Raw genomic sequence first — 14,500 nt, 5'->3', positions numbered from 1 at the left:
GGGGGCGGGATGGCCCTGATCGGAACACTGGCCGAGGCGGTCGCCGAACTGGTGCGCGACGGGGACGTGGTGGCGCTGGAGGGGTTCACGCACCTGATCCCCGTCGCCGCCGGGCACGAGATCATCCGGCAGGGGCGGCGCGACCTGACCCTGGTGCGGATGACGCCCGACATCGTCTACGACCAGCTCATCGGTGCCGGCTGCGCGCGCAAGCTCGTCTTCTCCTGGGGCGGCAACCCCGGCGTCGGCTCGCTGCACCGGTTCCGCGACGCGGTCGAGCACGGCTGGCCCGCGCCGCTGGAGCTGGAGGAGCACAGCCACGCGGGCATGGCCAACCGCTACGTGGCGGGCGCCTCGGGCCTGCCGTTCGCGGTGCTGCGCGGGTACACCGGCACCGACCTGCCCCGGGTGACCGCCAACGTCAAGCCGATCACCTGCCCGTTCACCGGCGAGCGGCTGACCGCGGTGCCGGCGGTCAACCCGGACGTCTCGGTCGTCCACGCGCAGCGCGCCGACCGGGCGGGCAACGTGCAGCTGTGGGGCCTGCCGGGGGTGCAGAAGGAAGCCGTGCTGGCCGCGAAGCGCAGCCTGGTCACCGTCGAGGAGGTGGTGGACGAGCTGGAGCCCGTGCCGGGCGCGGTCGTGCTGCCCTCCTGGGTGGTGACGCGGGTGGCGGAGGTGCCCGGCGGCGCGCACCCCTCCTACGCGCAGGGCTACTCCGAACGCGACAACGACCACTACGCCGCGTGGGACGCGATCAGCCGCGACCGCGAGCGGTTCGGCGACTGGCTCGCCGGGATCAGGGGGGTGGCGTCGTGAGCGGCTTCAGCCCCGACGAGATGATGTCCGTGGCCGCGGCGCGGGCGCTGTCGGGCGGGCAGCGCGTGTTCGTCGGCATCGGCCTGCCCTCCACCGCGGCCAACCTGGCCCGGCGCACCCACGCCCCGGACCTGGTGCTGGTCTACGAGTCCGGCGCGCTCGGCGCGAAACCGGACCGGCTGCCCGCCTCGATCGGCGACGGCGTCCTGGCCGAGACCGCCGACGCCGTGGTGAGCGTGCCCGAGGTGTTCAACTACTGGCTCCAGCCCGGCCGCATCGACGTCGGCTTCCTCGGCGCGGCGCAGCTGGACCGGTTCGGCAACATCAACACCACCGTCATCGGCGGCGACTACGCCAACCCGGGGGTGCGGCTGCCGGGGGCGGGCGGCGCGCCGGAGATCGCCGCGTCGTGCCGCGAGGTGTTCGTGGTGGTGCGGCAGGGCGTGCGGTCGTTCGTCGACCGGGTCGACTTCGTCACCTCCTTCGGGCAGGGCCGCGGCCCCGGCGAGCGGGAGGCGCTCGGCCTGCCCGGCCGGGGGCCGACGCTGGTGGTCACCGACCTGGGGGAGCTGCGACCCGACCCGGTGACGCGCGAGCTGGTGCTGACCGCCGTGCACCCCGGCGTCCGGGTGGACCGGGTCCGCGCGGCCACCGGTTGGGAGCTGGTGGTCTCGCCCGACCTGGTGGTCAACCCCGCGCCGACCGACGAGGAGCTGGCCGCGCTGCGCGCCCTCAGGGGTGCGTCCGGGTGAACGGGGGGAACCGTGCCGGAAGTCCGGGAGGACCGGTGACCGCAGGAGGAACCACGACCCCGGGAGAACCGGTGACCGGGCAGGCCCGGCTCGTGCTGCCGAGCTACCGCCGCGACCCCGACAGCCACCCGCCGCTGGACTCGCCGGGCTACCGGTCGACCTCGCTGCGCCACCCCCGGCAGCCGCTGGTGCTGCTGCCGCACCTGCTCACCGAGGTGACCGGGCCGCTGCTGGGCCCCGGCCGGATCGGGGAGCTGGACCACGACCTGACCCGGCAGCACGCCGGCGAGCCGGTCGGGCAGCGGATCGTCGTCTTCGGCCGCGTCCTGGACGGCGACGGCCGCCCGGTGCCCGACTCGCTGGTGGAGATCTGGCAGGCCAACGCGGGCGGCCGCTACCGGCACACCGCCGACCGGTGGCCCGCCGCGCTCGACCCCCACTTCGACGGCGTCGGCCGCACCGTCACCGACCCGCTGGGGCGCTACGAGTTCGTCACCGTCAAGCCCGGCGCGTACCCGTGGCGCAACCACGACAACGCCTGGCGGCCCGCCCACATCCACTTCTCGCTGTTCGGCCGGTCGTTCACCCAGCGGCTGATCACCCAGATGTACTTCCCGGACGACCCGCTGTTCGGCCAGGACCCCATCTTCAACTCCGTGCCCGAGGCCGCCCGGCGCCGCCTGGTGTCCCGCTTCGACCTGGGGCGCACGCGACCGGAGTGGGCGCTCGCGTTCGAGTTCGACATCGTGCTGCGCGGGTCGGCCGCCACCCCGTTCGAGGAGGAGGACGAGGATGACGACCACTGACCCGGCGCGCGCGGACCTGCCCACCACCCCGTCGCAGACCGCGGGCCCGTTCCTCCACATCGGACTGGTCTGGGACGACGGCCCGCACGTGGTGCCCGAGGGCACGCCCGGCGCGGTGTGGCTGCGCGGGCGGGTGCTCGACGGCGCGGGCGAGCCGGTCGCCGACGCCCTGGTGGAGACCTGGCAGGCCGACCCGGACGGCCGGTTCGACCACCCCGACGACCCGCGCGGCCCGGCGGCGGGCTGGCGCGGCTTCGGCCGGTCCGACACCCGCTCGGGCGAGTACGCCGTCCACACCGTGCTGCCGGGCCCCGTGCCCGGTCCGGGCGGCGCGCCGCAGGCGCCGCACCTCGACGTGTCGGTCTTCGCCCGCGGGATGCTCCACCGCACGGTCACCCGCGTCTACTTCCCCGAGCACGCCGACGCGCACGCGGCGGACCCGGTGCTGCGGGCCGTGCCCGCCGACCGCAGGTCCACGCTGATCGCCACCCGCGCGGCCGACGGCTACCGGTTCGACGTGCGGTTGCAGGGCGAGGGGGAGACCGTGTTCTTCGATGTCTGACCCGTTCGACGGCGTTCCCGCCGAGGTCCACCACGCGGAGCACGGGCCGCCCGACGGGCCCGCGGTGGTGCTGTCGGGCTCCCTGGGCAGCGACCTGACGATGTGGGACCCGCAGGTGGGGCCCCTGGTGGCCGCCGGGTTCCGGGTGGTGCGCTACGACCACCGCGGCCACGGCGCGTCACCGGTCCCGCCGGGGCCCTACCGCCTGGCCGACCTCGCCGGCGACGCCACCGCCCTGCTCGACCGGCTCGGCGTGCGGCGCGCGCACTGGGTGGGCCTGTCGCTGGGCGGCATGGTCGGCATGTGGCTGGCCGCGCACCGGCCCGAGCGCGTCGGCCGCCTCGTGCTGTGCTGCACCTCGGCCGCGCCGGGACCGGCCGAGGGCTGGACCGGCCGCGCCGCCGCCGTGCGCGCGGGCGGCACCGAGGCGGTCGCCGACGCCGTGGTGGCGCGCTGGTTCACGCCCGGGTGGCGGGCCGCCGACCCGGCGCGCACCGCGCGCCACCGGGCCGTGGTCGCCGCGACGCCCGCCGAGGGCTACGCCTCGTGCTGCGAGGCCATCGCCACCATGCGCCTGACCGACGTGCTGCCGCGCATCACCGCGCCCACGCTGGTCCTGTCGGGCGCCGAGGACCCCGCCACCCCGCCGGAGCACGGCGAACGCATCGCCCGCGCCGTCCCGGGCGCCCGCCTGGAGGTGGTGGCGGGCGCGGCCCACCTGGGCACCGCCGAACGACCCGGGCGCTTCACCGGGGCGGTGCTGCGCCACCTGGAGGAGAACCCTTGAACGCACGGCACGACCAGGGCGCGAAGGTCCGCCGCGAGGTGCTCGGCGACGCCCACGTGGACCGCGCCACCGCGGCCGCGACCGACTTCACCCGGCCGTTCCAGGACTACATCACCGAGACCGCGTGGGGCGCGGTGTGGGCGCGGGAGGGCCTCGACCGCCGCACCCGCAGCTGCCTCACCCTCGCCCTGCTCACCGCCCTGGGCTGCCACGAGGAGCTGGCGCTGCACGTGCGCGCGGCGGTCCGCAACGGCCTGACCCCGGACGAGATCGGCGAGGTGCTGCTGCACACCGCGGTCTACGCGGGCGTGCCGCGCGCCAACGCCGCTTTCGCCGTCGCGCGGCGCGTGCTGGCCGACCCGGACGAGGCCCCAGTTGAGACTCGAAACATCCGCGAAACACCTGGAGGAGGGGACCACCTGACCGGATAGTGGTGCGGCCCGCTGCGGTGTCCGAGCGAAAAGAGGTTGCCCCATGCGGTGGAGAGCGGTTGTCCTGACCACCGGCCTGGTCCTGGGCCTGGCCGCCGGTTCGGCCCGAGCGAGCGGCGCGGACGAGACCGGGATCATCGACTCGACTCGCCACGGCGGTCGCACCGTCGCGCTCACCTTCGACGACGGCCCCAACCCGGAGGACACCCCGCGCCTGCTGCGGGTGCTGCGGAAGCACCACGTCAAGGCGACCTTCTGCCTGTGGGGCGACTTCGTCGAGCAGCACCCGGGGATCGTCCGCTCGATCGTCGCCCACGGGCACGTGCTGTGCAACCACACCATGCACCACGAGGACCTGGGCACCTGGACGCCGGAGCGGATCGAAGCCGACCTGAGGCAGACCAGCGCCGCCATCCGCCGCGCCGTGCCGTGGGCGCCGCCGATCCGCTACTTCCGCGCGCCCTACGGCTCCTGGGGCCAGTCGCCCGCCGTCGCCGCGAAGCTGGGCATGAGGTCGCTGGGCTGGCGGCTGACCATCTCCGACTGGGAGCCGCCGGGCACCGACGAGCTGGTCCGGCGGCTGCGCGAGGGCGTCACCCCCGGCGCCGTGGTCCTGCTGCACGACGGCCCGGACGACCGGGCCCAGACGGTCGAGGCCGTCGACCGGGTCATCCCCGAGCTGCGCGCCGGTGGCTGGCGCTTCGACCTGCCGGCCAGGCGGTGACCCGGATGAGGTCGATCCCGGTGCGCGGGCACGCCTGGAAGGCGCTGCTGGTCGCGGTCCTGCTGCTGGTGCCGTTCCCGGCGACCGCGACCCCGCGCGGCGCGGTGACGTGGGTCGGCTCGTGGGGCACCTCGCCCACGACCGTGCCCGCCTCGGACCGGACGTCCTTCGAGGACCAGACGCTGCGGCAGGTCGTCCACCTGTCGGTCGGCGGCCCGAGCCTGCGCGTGGAGCTGTCCAACGAGTTCGGCACCGGCCCGCTGGTCGTCGGCGAGGCGCGGGTGGCCAGGCGCGACGGCGCCGGCTCCGCCGTCGAGCCGCGCACCGACCGGCGGCTGACCTTCGGCGGTCGCACGTCCGTCACCGTCCCGGCGGGCGCGCCGCTGCTCAGCGACCCGGTGGCGCTGCCCGTGCAGGCGGGCACCGACCTGGTGGTGAGCATCCACCTGCCGCGCCGCACGCCCGGCAGCACCGTGCACGCCTTCCCGTACCAGGACGGCTGGGTCGCGGCGGGCAACGTGACCGGCGCGCGCGACATCACGCCGACCGGCGTGCTGGGCAAGTGGCACTTCCTCACCGGGGTCAGCGTGTCGGGCCGCGGCGCGGCGGTGGTCGCGCTGGGCGACTCGATCACCGACGGCGCGGAGACCACGCGCGGCGCCAACCGGCGCTGGCCGGACGTCCTGGCCCGCCGGTTCCAGGAGGACCGGGAGCTGCGGCACCTGGGCGTGGTGAACCAGGGCATCGCGGGCAACCGGCTGCTGCACGACCCGAACCCGCCCGCCGGGCACCCGGCCGAGGGCTACGCGAACCACTTCGGGCACTCCGCGCTGCGCCGCTTCGACCGGGACGTGCTCGCCCAGCCGGGCGTCGGCCACGTGGTGGTCCTGCTCGGCGTCAACGACCTGGGCCATCCCGGCACCAGCGCGCCGCTGTCGGAGAGGGTGAGCGCGCAGGACATCATCGGCGCGCACCGCCAGCTCATCGACCGCGCGCACGCGGCCGGCCTGCGGGTCTACGGCGGCACCATCACCCCGTTCAAGGGCGACACGCTGGGCTTCCACAGCCCCGAGAACGAGGCGGCCCGCGCGGAGGTCAACCGGTGGATCCGCGGCAGCGGCGAGTACGACGCGGTGATCGACTTCGACCGGGCCGTGCGCGACCCGGCCGACCCGCAGCGCCTGCGGTCCGACTACGACAGCGGTGACCACCTGCACCCGAACGACGCCGGCATGGCCGCGATGGCCCAGGCGGTGCCGCTGCGCCTGTTCAGGTGACCGACGGCGGTGCGGGGGCGTGCCACGACGAGGTAGGTGGCCGCCCCCGCACCGCCGCGCGCGGACCCGGGACCTCAGCAGGCTTTGACCGACACGACGTGCACCTTGCCCGGCACGTCCAGCACGGTCACCGTGCGCTGTCCGGCGGGCACGCGCACCAGGTAGCTGCCCGCGTAGACCGGGTAGGAGTAGCGGCTGCCCGCCGGGGCCGCGGCGGTGCCGGCGATCATCGCACCGCCGAGGCGGTGGATGGTGGTGGAGACGGCGCGCCCGCAGTTGTTGTAGATGCTGATGCTGCCCTTGCTCGCCGCGGTCGCAGGGACGGCGGTGAGCACCGCGGCAGCGGCGACCAGGCCGGCGGTGGCGAGCCCCGCGGCGATCCGGCTGGTGGTGGTCATTCGGCGACTCCCTCGGTCGTGTGCCCCGATCAGCCGATCAGGGCCGGGTGACCCTACGCGTCCTCCCGGTGCCGCGGTGTCGGTCGAACGACCCCGGTCAGGGAGCCCTCGCCGGGCGTCACCGCGCGAGCAGGACCACCAGCAGGGCGACTGCGGCGGGCACCGACTGCACGAACAGGATGCGGCGGCTCACCGTGGCGGCGCCGACCAGGCCCGCCACCACGACGCAGGCCAGGGAGAACACCGCGAGGGTGAAGCCGGCGGTGCCGGGCAGGACGATCCCCAGCACCAGTCCGGCTGCCAGGAACCCGTTGTAGAGGCCCTGGTTGACGGCCAACGCCTTCGACTCGGCCGCGAACCGCTCGGTGGTGCCGAACACCGCCCTCCCGCGCGGGGTGTTCCACAGGAACACCTCCAGCACGACGATGTACACGTGGATGGCCGCGACCAGCGCGGTGAGGACGTCGGCGGCGATCTGCACGGGAGCGCAGCGTAGTCGACCGCGCCACCCGCACCGCCCCGACCGCGATGTGCCAACGTGATGCCGCCCCGAGCCAGGGTGAGCCACCTTGAGTCATTGTGGCTTGCCTGTGGCATCACTGTGTGCCACAGTGGTGCCATGGACCTGACGCCGTACGTTGATTCCCTCGGCCGCGAGCTGCTGACCGTCGTCGAGACCGGCGGGGACGACGCCGGCGCCGTGGTCGAGCGGCTGACGGTGGCGATGGAGTCGGCCATCCGACTGTCCCTGCTCGAAGTGCTGTCGGCCGCCGCCGACGAGATCACCCGCGACCTGGCCCCCGGCTCGGCCCAGGTGCGCCTGCGCGGCCGCGACCCGCAGTTCGTCGTGACCGTCCCGCGGCCGGAGCAGCCGGTCGAGCCCACCCCGGACCGCACCGCGGCGCCGGCCGCCGACACCGCGGCGGGCTTCGAGGACGGCCCCGCGGTGCGGATCAACGTGCGCCTCCCGGAGCAGCTGAAGGCCGCGATCGAGGAGGCGGCCGCCGAGGAGGGCCGGTCGGTCAACGCGTGGCTGGTCCGGGCGGCCGCGGCGGCGCTGCGCGGCCCCGAGCGCGAGCGCGGGGCCGAGCGGCCCGCCAAGCGCGGCGCGCAGCACTACCAGGGCTGGGTGCGCTAGCCCCGGCGCCCGGCGCACCTCCTCCACCGGGCCCGGCTCCCGCCGCACCACACCTCCTTCGCCCCGCACCACCTGCGGGGATGTTCCTCCCACCCATCCCGAGGGGACAGCCATGCCGAAATACGCCACCCCGGAACCGATCTCCGCGACCGTCGAACTCTCCGTCGGGGAGGTGCGGATCGTCGCGGCCGACCGGGCGGACACCGTCGTCGAGGTGCGGCCCACGGACGAGTCGGACGAATCGGACGTCAAGGCCGCGCGGGCGACCCGCGTCGACTTCGCCGACGGCGCGCTGACGGTGCGCGGGCCGAAGTCCCGGATGCTCGACTTCTCCGGGAAGACCAGGTCGGTCGACGTGCTGATCGAGCTGCCCGCGGGGTCGCGGGTGCACGTCGACATGTCGGTGGGCGACTGCCTCGGCACCGGCGTGCTGGGGGAGTGCCGGGTGAAGACCTCGGTCGGCCACGTCCGCCTCGACCGGACCGGCCCGCTGCACCTGGACACCTCCGCGGGCCACATCACCGTGGAGGAGGTCGGCGGCGACGCCGAGATCACCACCGGCAGCGGGGAACTGCGCGTCGGCGGGATCGGCGGCGGCGCCGTCATCAAGAACTCCAACGGCGACACCGACATCGGCGCGGTCGCCGGCGAGCTGCGGGTGCGCTCGGCCAACGGCGACATCTCCGTCGGCCGGGCCGGCGGCAAGGTGGAGGCCAAGACCGCCAACGGCCACATCCGCATCGGCGAGGCCACGCGCGACGCGGTCGTGCTGGACACCGCGTGCGGGGACCTCGACATCGCCGTGGCCGAGGGCGTGGCGGCGTGGCTGGACCTGGCCACCGGGCACGGCCGGGTGCGCAACTCGCTCGACGCCGTCGACGGCGCGCCGGACGGCTCCGAACGGACCGTCGAGGTCCGCGCGCACACCTCCTACGGCGACATCACCGTCCGCCGTCCCTGACCTCCCCGAGGAGATCCCCATGACCCCGTCCACCCCGCCGGCGATCACCGCCACCGGGCTGCGCAAGTCCTACGGCGACCACGTCGTGCTCGACGGCATCGACCTCGACGTCCCAGCCGGGACCGTGTTCTCCCTGCTCGGCGCCAACGGCGCGGGCAAGACCACCACGGTCAAGATCCTGTCCACCCTGATCAGGGCCGGCGGCGGCAGCGCGCGCGTCGCGGGCCACGACCTCGCCGGCGACCCCGACGCCGTCCGCGCCGCGATCGGCGTCACCGGCCAGTTCTCCGCGGTCGACAACCTGCTGACCGGCCGGGAGAACCTGCGGCTGATGGCGGACCTGCACCACCTCGGCCGCGCGGAGGGCCGGCGCCGGGTCGCCGAGCTGGTCGAGCGGTTCGACCTGGTCGAGGCGGCCGGGAAACCGGCGGCGACCTACTCCGGCGGGATGCGGCGCCGGCTCGACCTCGCGATGACCCTGGTCGGCTCGCCCCGGGTGATCTTCCTGGACGAGCCGACCACCGGCCTCGACCCGCGCAGCCGCCGGAGCACGTGGCGGATCGTGCGGGAACTCGTGGCCGGCGGCGTCACCATCTTCCTCACCACCCAGTACCTGGAGGAGGCCGACGAGCTCGCGGACCTGGTCGCGGTGCTCGACCACGGCAGGATCGTCGCCCAGGGCACCCCGGACGAGCTCAAGCGCCGCGTCCCCGGCGGCCACGTCCTGCTGCGGTTCACCGACCCCCGCGACCTGGAGTCCGCCGCGCGGGCCGTGGGCCGGGCGAGCCGCGACAGCGACGCCCTCGCGCTGCGGGTCCCGCACGACGGCAGCCTCCGCTCGCTCAAGGCCCTGCTCGGCCGGCTCGACGAGGACGCGGTCCAGGTCGACTCCCTGAGCGTGCACAGCCCCGACCTCGACGACGTCTTCCTGGCCCTGACCGGCAACCCCGACCACGAGAAGGTGACCGCGCGATGAGCACCGCGACCCTGGCCCTGACCGACTCCGCGACGATGCTGCGCCGCAACCTCCGGCGCATGGTGCGCTACCCGTCCATGACGGTGATGCTGATCGGGATGCCGATCATCTTCCTGCTGCTGTTCGTCTACGTCTTCGGCGGCACGCTCGGCGCCGGCCTCGGCGGACCCTCCGGCGGGCGCGCGGAGTACGTCAACTACGTCACCCCCGCGATAATCCTGATGGCGGTCGCCTCAGCCGTTCAGGGCACCTCGATCTCGGTCGCGATGGACATGACCGAGGGCATCGTGGACCGGTTCCGCACGATGTCCATCGCCCGCGTCTCCGTCCTGACCGGACACGTCGTCGGCAGCGTTCTCCAGACGGTGCTGAGCATCACCGCGGTCATCGGCGTCGCGCTGCTCATCGGGTTCCGGCCGGCGGCGGGCGTCGGGGACTGGTTCGCCCTGGCCGGCGTCCTGGTGCTGATGTCCTTCGCCCTCGTCTGGCTGTCCGTCGCGTTCGGACTGGCGAGCAAGAGCGTCGAGGCGGCGAGCAACGTGGGTATGCCGCTGGTCCTGCTCCCGTTCCTGGGCAGCGGCTTCGTCCCGACCGACTCGATGCCCACCGCGCTGCGCTGGTTCGCCGAGCACCAGCCGTTCACCCCGTTCATCGAGACCCTGCGCGGCCTGCTGATGGGCACCCCGATCGGCGACAACGCGGTCATCGCGCTCGGCTGGGGCGTCCTGATCGCCCTCGTCGGCTACCTGTGGTCCAAGAAGCTGTTCAACCGCGAATCCACCCGATAACCCGACCCCGCGAGGAGAAGACGTGCAGCACCAGCAGACCCCGGTGGTGGAGTCGTTACCCACCGCCCGTCCCGAGGGCCGCCCCCTGGACCCGCCCCCGGAGCTGGCCCGGATCCGCGAGCGGGGCCCGCTCACCAGGATGCGCTACCCGGACGGGCACGTCGGTTGGCTGGCCACCGGCCACGCCGAGGCCCGCGCGGTCCTGGCCCACCCCCGGTTCACCTCCCGCTACGAACTCCTGCACCTCCCGCAGCCGCTGCCCGACGGCGCGACGATGCCACCGGCGCCGGTCGGCGACCTCACCGGGATCGACCCTCCCGAGCACACCCGCTACCGCAAGCTGCTGACCGGCAGGTTCACCGTCCGCCGGATGCGGGTGCTCACCGAGCGCCTCGAACAGATCACCGCCGAGCACCTGGACGCCCTGGAGCAGCGGGGCGGGCCCGCGGACCTGGTGGAGGCGTACGCCCACCCCGTCCCGGCGATGATGATCTGCGAACTGCTCGGCGTGCCCTACGAGGACCGCGAGACCTTCAACCGCCACGTGAAGGCGCTGACCTCCGTGGACGCCTCCCTGGAGGACATGTACGCCGCCTACGGCGCCCTCCAGGACTACGTGCACCGGTTGGTCCCCGCCAAACGCGCGAACCCGACCGACGACGTGCTCAGCGAACTCGCCGCCGGCGACCTGGGCGACGCGGAGGTGGCGGGCCTGGGCACGTTCCTGCTCGGCGCGGGCCTCGACACCACCGCCAACGTGATCGGGCTCGGCGCCTACGCCCTGCTGACCCACCCCGACCAGCTCGCCGCCCTGCGCGACGACCCCCGGCTGGTCGCCGGGGCGGTGGAGGAACTGCTGCGCTACCTGACCATCACCCACACCGGGGCGCGGGGGGCGCTGGAGGACGTGGAGCTGGGCGGTCACGTGATCAAGGCGGGCGAGACGGTCACCCTGGCGCTCCAGGCGGCCAACCGCGACCCGGCGAAGTTCGCCGACCCCGACACCCTCGACCTGCGCCGCGACGCCACCGGCCACCTCACCTTCGGGCACGGCATCCACCAGTGCCTCGGCCAGCAGCTGGCCCGGGTCGAGCTGCGGATCGCGTTCCCGGCGCTGCTCGCCCGGTTCCCCACCCTGCGCCTGGCGGTCCCGGCCGAGGACGTGCCGATGCGCCACAACATGAACATCCACGGCGCGCACAGCCTCCCGGTCACCTGGGACCGGGCGTAGCCGCACCGCCGGCCCATCCCCGCCAGACCACCGCGAAAGGAAGTCCCATGACCTCAACGGCTCCCGTCCCGCAGGGCCTCTCCTCGGAGCGCGACGCGGGTCCCTTCGACCCGCCGAGCCAGACCACCCGGCTGCGCGAGACCCGCCCCGTCAGCCCTCTGACCTTCCCCGACGGCCACCAGGGCTGGGTCGTCACCGGCCACGACGCGGTCCGGCAGCTCCTGGCCGACACCCGGTTCAGCTCCCGCCAGGACCTCGGCGTCCTCCACGTGCCGTACGAGACCCCCGGGATGCCCGCCTTCACCGAACCGTCCCCGCAGGTGCCGGGCCTGTTCATCGCCATGGACCCGCCCGACCACACCCGGCTGCGGCGGATGCTCACCGGCGCCTTCACGGTCAAGCGCATGAAGCAGCTCGAAGAGCGCATCGCCGAGGTCGTCGAGCGGCAGCTGGACGAGCTGGCGCGCCTCACCCCGCCGGTCGACCTGGTCCAGGAGTTCGCGCTGCCGGTGCCCTCGCTGGTGATCTGCGAACTGCTCGGCGTGCCCTACGAGGACCGGGAGACCTTCCAGGTCAACTCCGCCAAATTCCTGGAGAAGGACATCCGGCTGGAGGACAAGCTGGCCGCCTACACCGCGATGACCACGTTCCTGGGCGAGCTGGTCACGAGCAAGCGCGCCGACCCCGGCGAGGACCTGCTGTCCTACCTGGCCCGCCACGACGAGCTCGCCGTCGAGGAGCTGACCGGCATCGCCTTCCTGCTGCTGTTCGCGGGCCACGAGACCACCGCCAACATGCTCTCCCTGGGCACCTTCGCGCTCCTGGAGCACCCCGAGCAGGCGGCCGCCCTGCGCGCCGAGCCGGACCTGCTGCCCGGTGCCGTCGAGGAGCTCATGCGCTACCTGTCGGTCGTCGACGTCCTGTTCCGCTACGCGGCGGAGGACGTCGAGCTCGGCGGCGAGACCATCGGCAAGGGGTCGACCGTCGTCTTCTCGCTGCTGGCCGCCAACCGCGACCCCGGCCGCTTCGACGACCCCGACACCCTGGACGTCCGCCGCGGGGCGCGCGGTCACCTGTCCTTCGGCCACGGCATCCACCAGTGCCTCGGCCAGCAACTGGCCCGCATCGAGATGCGGGCCGGTTTCGGGGGACTGCTGCGCCGGTTCCCGAGCCTGCGCCTCGCCATCCCCGCCGACGAGGTCAGGCTCAGGACCGACATGAACATCTACGGCGTCCACGAACTGCCGGTCACCTGGACCGGAACGGCCGCCTAGGACCTGCCGACCGGGGGCGGCCCCGACCCCACCCCGGTACCGGGGGTGGGATCAGGGCATCCGGGCCAGGACGGCGGCGGCGATCGGCTCCAGCCGGGCGCGCACGTCGTCGGGGGTCCAGTCCGAGGTGCCGTTGGTCAGGCCGCAGTCGATGCGGACCTGGTGGAAGCCCGTGGTGAACTCCAGGCTGAACAGGGAGGTGTTGGTGCCGAACACCGCCCCGTCCCCGAGGCCGGGGATGTCGACGGCGCCCGCGAGGCGGCGGCGGTCGGCCGCCAGCGCGGCCCGCGCCGCCGCGGCGTCGGGGTGCGGGGTGACGGTGACGTTCGGGGACAGCGCGCCGTCCAGGTGGGTGGTGCCCTCGGGGACCGGCAGCCCGCGGCCGGCCGCGGCGGTGGTCCGCCGGCACCTGCTGGTGATCGGCCCCGTCAGCAGGGTGCCGTAGGTGCGGTCGACGTTGGTCGGGTCGACGACGTGGTCCACCGCGTCCTGGAAGTCCGCGCCGGTGAAGACGGTGCAGGCGTCGACGACCACCGGTCGGCCGTCCTGGCGGAGCGTGCCCAGCTCGGCCGCCGCGCCGGGACCGTCGACCACCCCCTTGACGACCGCGTCGACGAGCGAGGCCAGCGTGGCGTCGGGGATGGCCGCCTTCCTGTTCCCCCAGACCAGGTTCAGCCTGAACCGGGTGTTGCGCGTCCACCCGAACACCTCAGCGCCGCCGTCCCCGTCCCGCACGGCGACCCCCTCGGCACCCGGCAGCGCCCGCCCCTCCTCGGCGGGCTCCTCCTCCACCACCCCGTCCTCGCCGTACTGCTGGAGCTCCAGCGTCAGGCTGCGGAACACCGCCTCCTCGTAGTCGTTCGGGCTGATGTGGCACGACGACCGCGTCCCGTAGGTCCACGAAGGCGCCGCCTCCGCGTCGACGGGCGGCAGCGGGTCGGCGAAGGTCTCCTGCACCAGCAGGCCGTCGTTCCCGATCGGGCCGATCCGGGCGGCCGCGCTGCCGGGGTCCAGCACCCCGCAGGCGTTGACGTACGCGTACCGGCCGACGCAGTAGTCCCCCGAACACCCCTCGTCGGCGGCCATCTCCCGGCCGCCGGCCGAGGGGGACTCGTCGTTCCGGAGGGTGAACCAGACCGCGACCCCCGCGGCCACGAGCACCACGACCAGGGTCAGGACCAGCCACAACGCCCCGCGCTTCGGTTTCGGGGGCGGGCCCCACTGCGGCCCGCCGTGCCCCGGCCCGGTCGGGTAGGCGACCCAGTGGCCGGGCTGCGGGCCGTGAGCCGGTTGCGGGCCGTGAGCCGGTTGCGGCCCGTGACCCGGCTGCGGCCCGTGACCCGGCTGCGCCCCGTGAGCGGGTACCTGCCCACCTCCGGACCCGGAACCCCGCGGGTACGGCGGTGGCGACGACATGTGCGACATCTGGACTGCATCCCTCCCGGACCGTCTGCCCGATCCACCACGTCATCCGGGCGTACGGACACCACCCGTTCGGCGGCTACGACGCCGGGGGAAGGTCACGGGTTCCGCCGCGAACAGGGCAGGCGGCGCGCGGCCGTCGCGATCCACCGGC

17 protein-coding genes are annotated in these 14,500 nt (G+C 74.4%); 14 read left to right on the top strand and 3 right to left on the bottom strand.

The genetic code is table 11. The features are described from left to right. Positions 1-9: 9 nt before the first annotated feature. The 8 genes from Q5530_RS29450 to Q5530_RS29415 all read left to right on the top strand — a co-directional run bounded on the left by Q5530_RS29450 (position 10) and on the right by Q5530_RS29415 (position 6,158). Positions 10-819, top strand: coding sequence for a CoA transferase subunit A (locus Q5530_RS29450; protein WP_415366070.1), 810 nt, complete (start codon positions 10-12; stop codon positions 817-819). Positions 820-839: 20 nt separating this feature from the next. Beyond that, positions 840-1,571 carry a CoA-transferase subunit beta gene (locus Q5530_RS29445; protein ID WP_415366182.1) on the top strand — a complete coding sequence of 244 codons (732 nt, stop codon included), beginning with the start codon at positions 840-842 and terminating at the stop codon, positions 1,569-1,571. A 71-nt stretch (positions 1,572-1,642) separates the two neighbouring features. Beyond that, on the top strand, positions 1,643-2,377 hold the full coding sequence (gene pcaH / locus Q5530_RS29440) for a protocatechuate 3,4-dioxygenase subunit beta (RefSeq protein WP_415366181.1): 735 nt from the start codon (positions 1,643-1,645) through the stop codon (positions 2,375-2,377). Then, positions 2,364-2,939, top strand: a complete 576-nt coding sequence (gene pcaG / locus Q5530_RS29435; RefSeq protein ID WP_415366069.1) for a protocatechuate 3,4-dioxygenase subunit alpha — start codon at positions 2,364-2,366, stop codon at positions 2,937-2,939. Before pcaH ends, pcaG begins: the two co-directional genes overlap by 14 nt. Next, positions 2,932-3,726 (top strand): 3-oxoadipate enol-lactonase, encoded by a 795-nt coding sequence (pcaD, locus tag Q5530_RS29430; protein ID WP_415366068.1) that lies wholly within the window; start codon positions 2,932-2,934, stop codon positions 3,724-3,726. Before pcaG ends, pcaD begins: the two co-directional genes overlap by 8 nt. Then, on the top strand, positions 3,723-4,157 hold the full coding sequence (gene pcaC, locus Q5530_RS29425) for a 4-carboxymuconolactone decarboxylase (RefSeq protein WP_415366067.1): 435 nt from the start codon (positions 3,723-3,725) through the stop codon (positions 4,155-4,157). Before pcaD ends, pcaC begins: the two co-directional genes overlap by 4 nt. Positions 4,158-4,200: 43 nt before the next feature. Further along, positions 4,201-4,881: a polysaccharide deacetylase family protein gene (locus Q5530_RS29420; protein ID WP_415366066.1), complete on the top strand. Its 681-nt coding sequence runs from the start codon at positions 4,201-4,203 to the stop codon at positions 4,879-4,881. 5 nt (positions 4,882-4,886) lie between these two features. Then, positions 4,887-6,158 (top strand): SGNH/GDSL hydrolase family protein, encoded by a 1,272-nt coding sequence (locus tag Q5530_RS29415; protein WP_415366065.1) that lies wholly within the window; start codon positions 4,887-4,889, stop codon positions 6,156-6,158. A gap of 74 nt (positions 6,159-6,232) precedes the next feature. Here the strand turns inward: Q5530_RS29415 and Q5530_RS29410 are convergent, their stop codons facing one another. Then, on the bottom strand, positions 6,233-6,556 hold the full coding sequence (locus tag Q5530_RS29410) for a hypothetical protein (protein ID WP_415366064.1): 324 nt from the start codon (positions 6,554-6,556) through the stop codon (positions 6,233-6,235). Positions 6,557-6,674: 118 nt separating this feature from the next. Beyond that, on the bottom strand, positions 6,675-7,037 hold the full coding sequence (locus Q5530_RS29405) for a DUF1304 domain-containing protein (protein ID WP_415366062.1): 363 nt from the start codon (positions 7,035-7,037) through the stop codon (positions 6,675-6,677). Between the two features lie 138 nt (positions 7,038-7,175). On the opposite strand from Q5530_RS29405, the gene Q5530_RS29400 reads away from it, so the two are divergent. From Q5530_RS29400 to Q5530_RS29375, 6 genes are all read left to right on the top strand, one after another. Continuing rightward, positions 7,176-7,694: a YlcI/YnfO family protein gene (locus Q5530_RS29400; RefSeq protein ID WP_415366061.1), complete on the top strand. Its 519-nt coding sequence runs from the start codon at positions 7,176-7,178 to the stop codon at positions 7,692-7,694. 112 nt (positions 7,695-7,806) lie between these two features. After that, entirely contained in the window at positions 7,807-8,655 is an 849-nt protein-coding gene (locus Q5530_RS29395) for a DUF4097 family beta strand repeat-containing protein (RefSeq protein WP_415366060.1), read from the top strand. A gap of 19 nt (positions 8,656-8,674) precedes the next feature. Continuing rightward, on the top strand, positions 8,675-9,631 hold the full coding sequence (locus tag Q5530_RS29390) for an ATP-binding cassette domain-containing protein (RefSeq protein WP_415366059.1): 957 nt from the start codon (positions 8,675-8,677) through the stop codon (positions 9,629-9,631). Beyond that, a complete protein-coding gene (locus Q5530_RS29385) occupies positions 9,628-10,419 on the top strand; it encodes an ABC transporter permease (RefSeq protein ID WP_415366058.1) in 792 nt (263 codons plus the stop codon). Before Q5530_RS29390 ends, Q5530_RS29385 begins: the two co-directional genes overlap by 4 nt. Before the next feature lie 22 nt (positions 10,420-10,441). Then, positions 10,442-11,650: a cytochrome P450 gene (locus Q5530_RS29380; protein ID WP_415366057.1), complete on the top strand. Its 1,209-nt coding sequence runs from the start codon at positions 10,442-10,444 to the stop codon at positions 11,648-11,650. 47 nt (positions 11,651-11,697) lie between these two features. Further along, positions 11,698-12,924, top strand: a complete 1,227-nt coding sequence (locus Q5530_RS29375) for a cytochrome P450 (RefSeq protein WP_415366056.1) — start codon at positions 11,698-11,700, stop codon at positions 12,922-12,924. Between the two features lie 51 nt (positions 12,925-12,975). Here the strand turns inward: Q5530_RS29375 and Q5530_RS29370 are convergent, their stop codons facing one another. Continuing rightward, a complete protein-coding gene (locus Q5530_RS29370; protein ID WP_415366055.1) occupies positions 12,976-14,112 on the bottom strand; it encodes a hypothetical protein in 1,137 nt (378 codons plus the stop codon). Between the last annotated feature and the right edge of the window lie 388 nt (positions 14,113-14,500).

It is taken from the genome of Saccharothrix sp. BKS2 (assembly GCF_047689505.1).
GTDB lineage: Bacteria > Actinomycetota > Actinomycetes > Mycobacteriales > Pseudonocardiaceae > Actinosynnema > Actinosynnema lopnurensis.
The sequence above is the reverse complement of the archived record's forward strand: the minus strand, read 5'-3'. Positions and strand labels throughout refer to the sequence as shown.

Bases quoted from the DNA above. Each gene is read 5' to 3' on its own strand.
- Q5530_RS29450 (WP_415366070.1), top strand. From the start codon at position 10: ATGGCCCTGATCGGAACACTGGCCGAGGCGGTCGCCGAACTGGTGCGC.
- Q5530_RS29445 (WP_415366182.1), top strand. From the start codon at position 840: ATGATGTCCGTGGCCGCGGCGCGGGCGCTGTCGGGCGGGCAGCGCGTG.
- pcaG (WP_415366069.1), top strand. From the start codon at position 2,364: ATGACGACCACTGACCCGGCGCGCGCGGACCTGCCCACCACCCCGTCG.
- pcaD (WP_415366068.1), top strand. From the start codon at position 2,932: ATGTCTGACCCGTTCGACGGCGTTCCCGCCGAGGTCCACCACGCGGAG.
- Q5530_RS29420 (WP_415366066.1), top strand. From the start codon at position 4,201: ATGCGGTGGAGAGCGGTTGTCCTGACCACCGGCCTGGTCCTGGGCCTG.
- Q5530_RS29415 (WP_415366065.1), top strand. From the start codon at position 4,887: ATGAGGTCGATCCCGGTGCGCGGGCACGCCTGGAAGGCGCTGCTGGTC.
- Q5530_RS29410 (WP_415366064.1), bottom strand. From the start codon at position 6,556: ATGACCACCACCAGCCGGATCGCCGCGGGGCTCGCCACCGCCGGCCTG.
- Q5530_RS29400 (WP_415366061.1), top strand. From the start codon at position 7,176: ATGGACCTGACGCCGTACGTTGATTCCCTCGGCCGCGAGCTGCTGACC.
- Q5530_RS29395 (WP_415366060.1), top strand. From the start codon at position 7,807: ATGCCGAAATACGCCACCCCGGAACCGATCTCCGCGACCGTCGAACTC.
- Q5530_RS29390 (WP_415366059.1), top strand. From the start codon at position 8,675: ATGACCCCGTCCACCCCGCCGGCGATCACCGCCACCGGGCTGCGCAAG.
- Q5530_RS29385 (WP_415366058.1), top strand. From the start codon at position 9,628: ATGAGCACCGCGACCCTGGCCCTGACCGACTCCGCGACGATGCTGCGC.
- Q5530_RS29375 (WP_415366056.1), top strand. From the start codon at position 11,698: ATGACCTCAACGGCTCCCGTCCCGCAGGGCCTCTCCTCGGAGCGCGAC.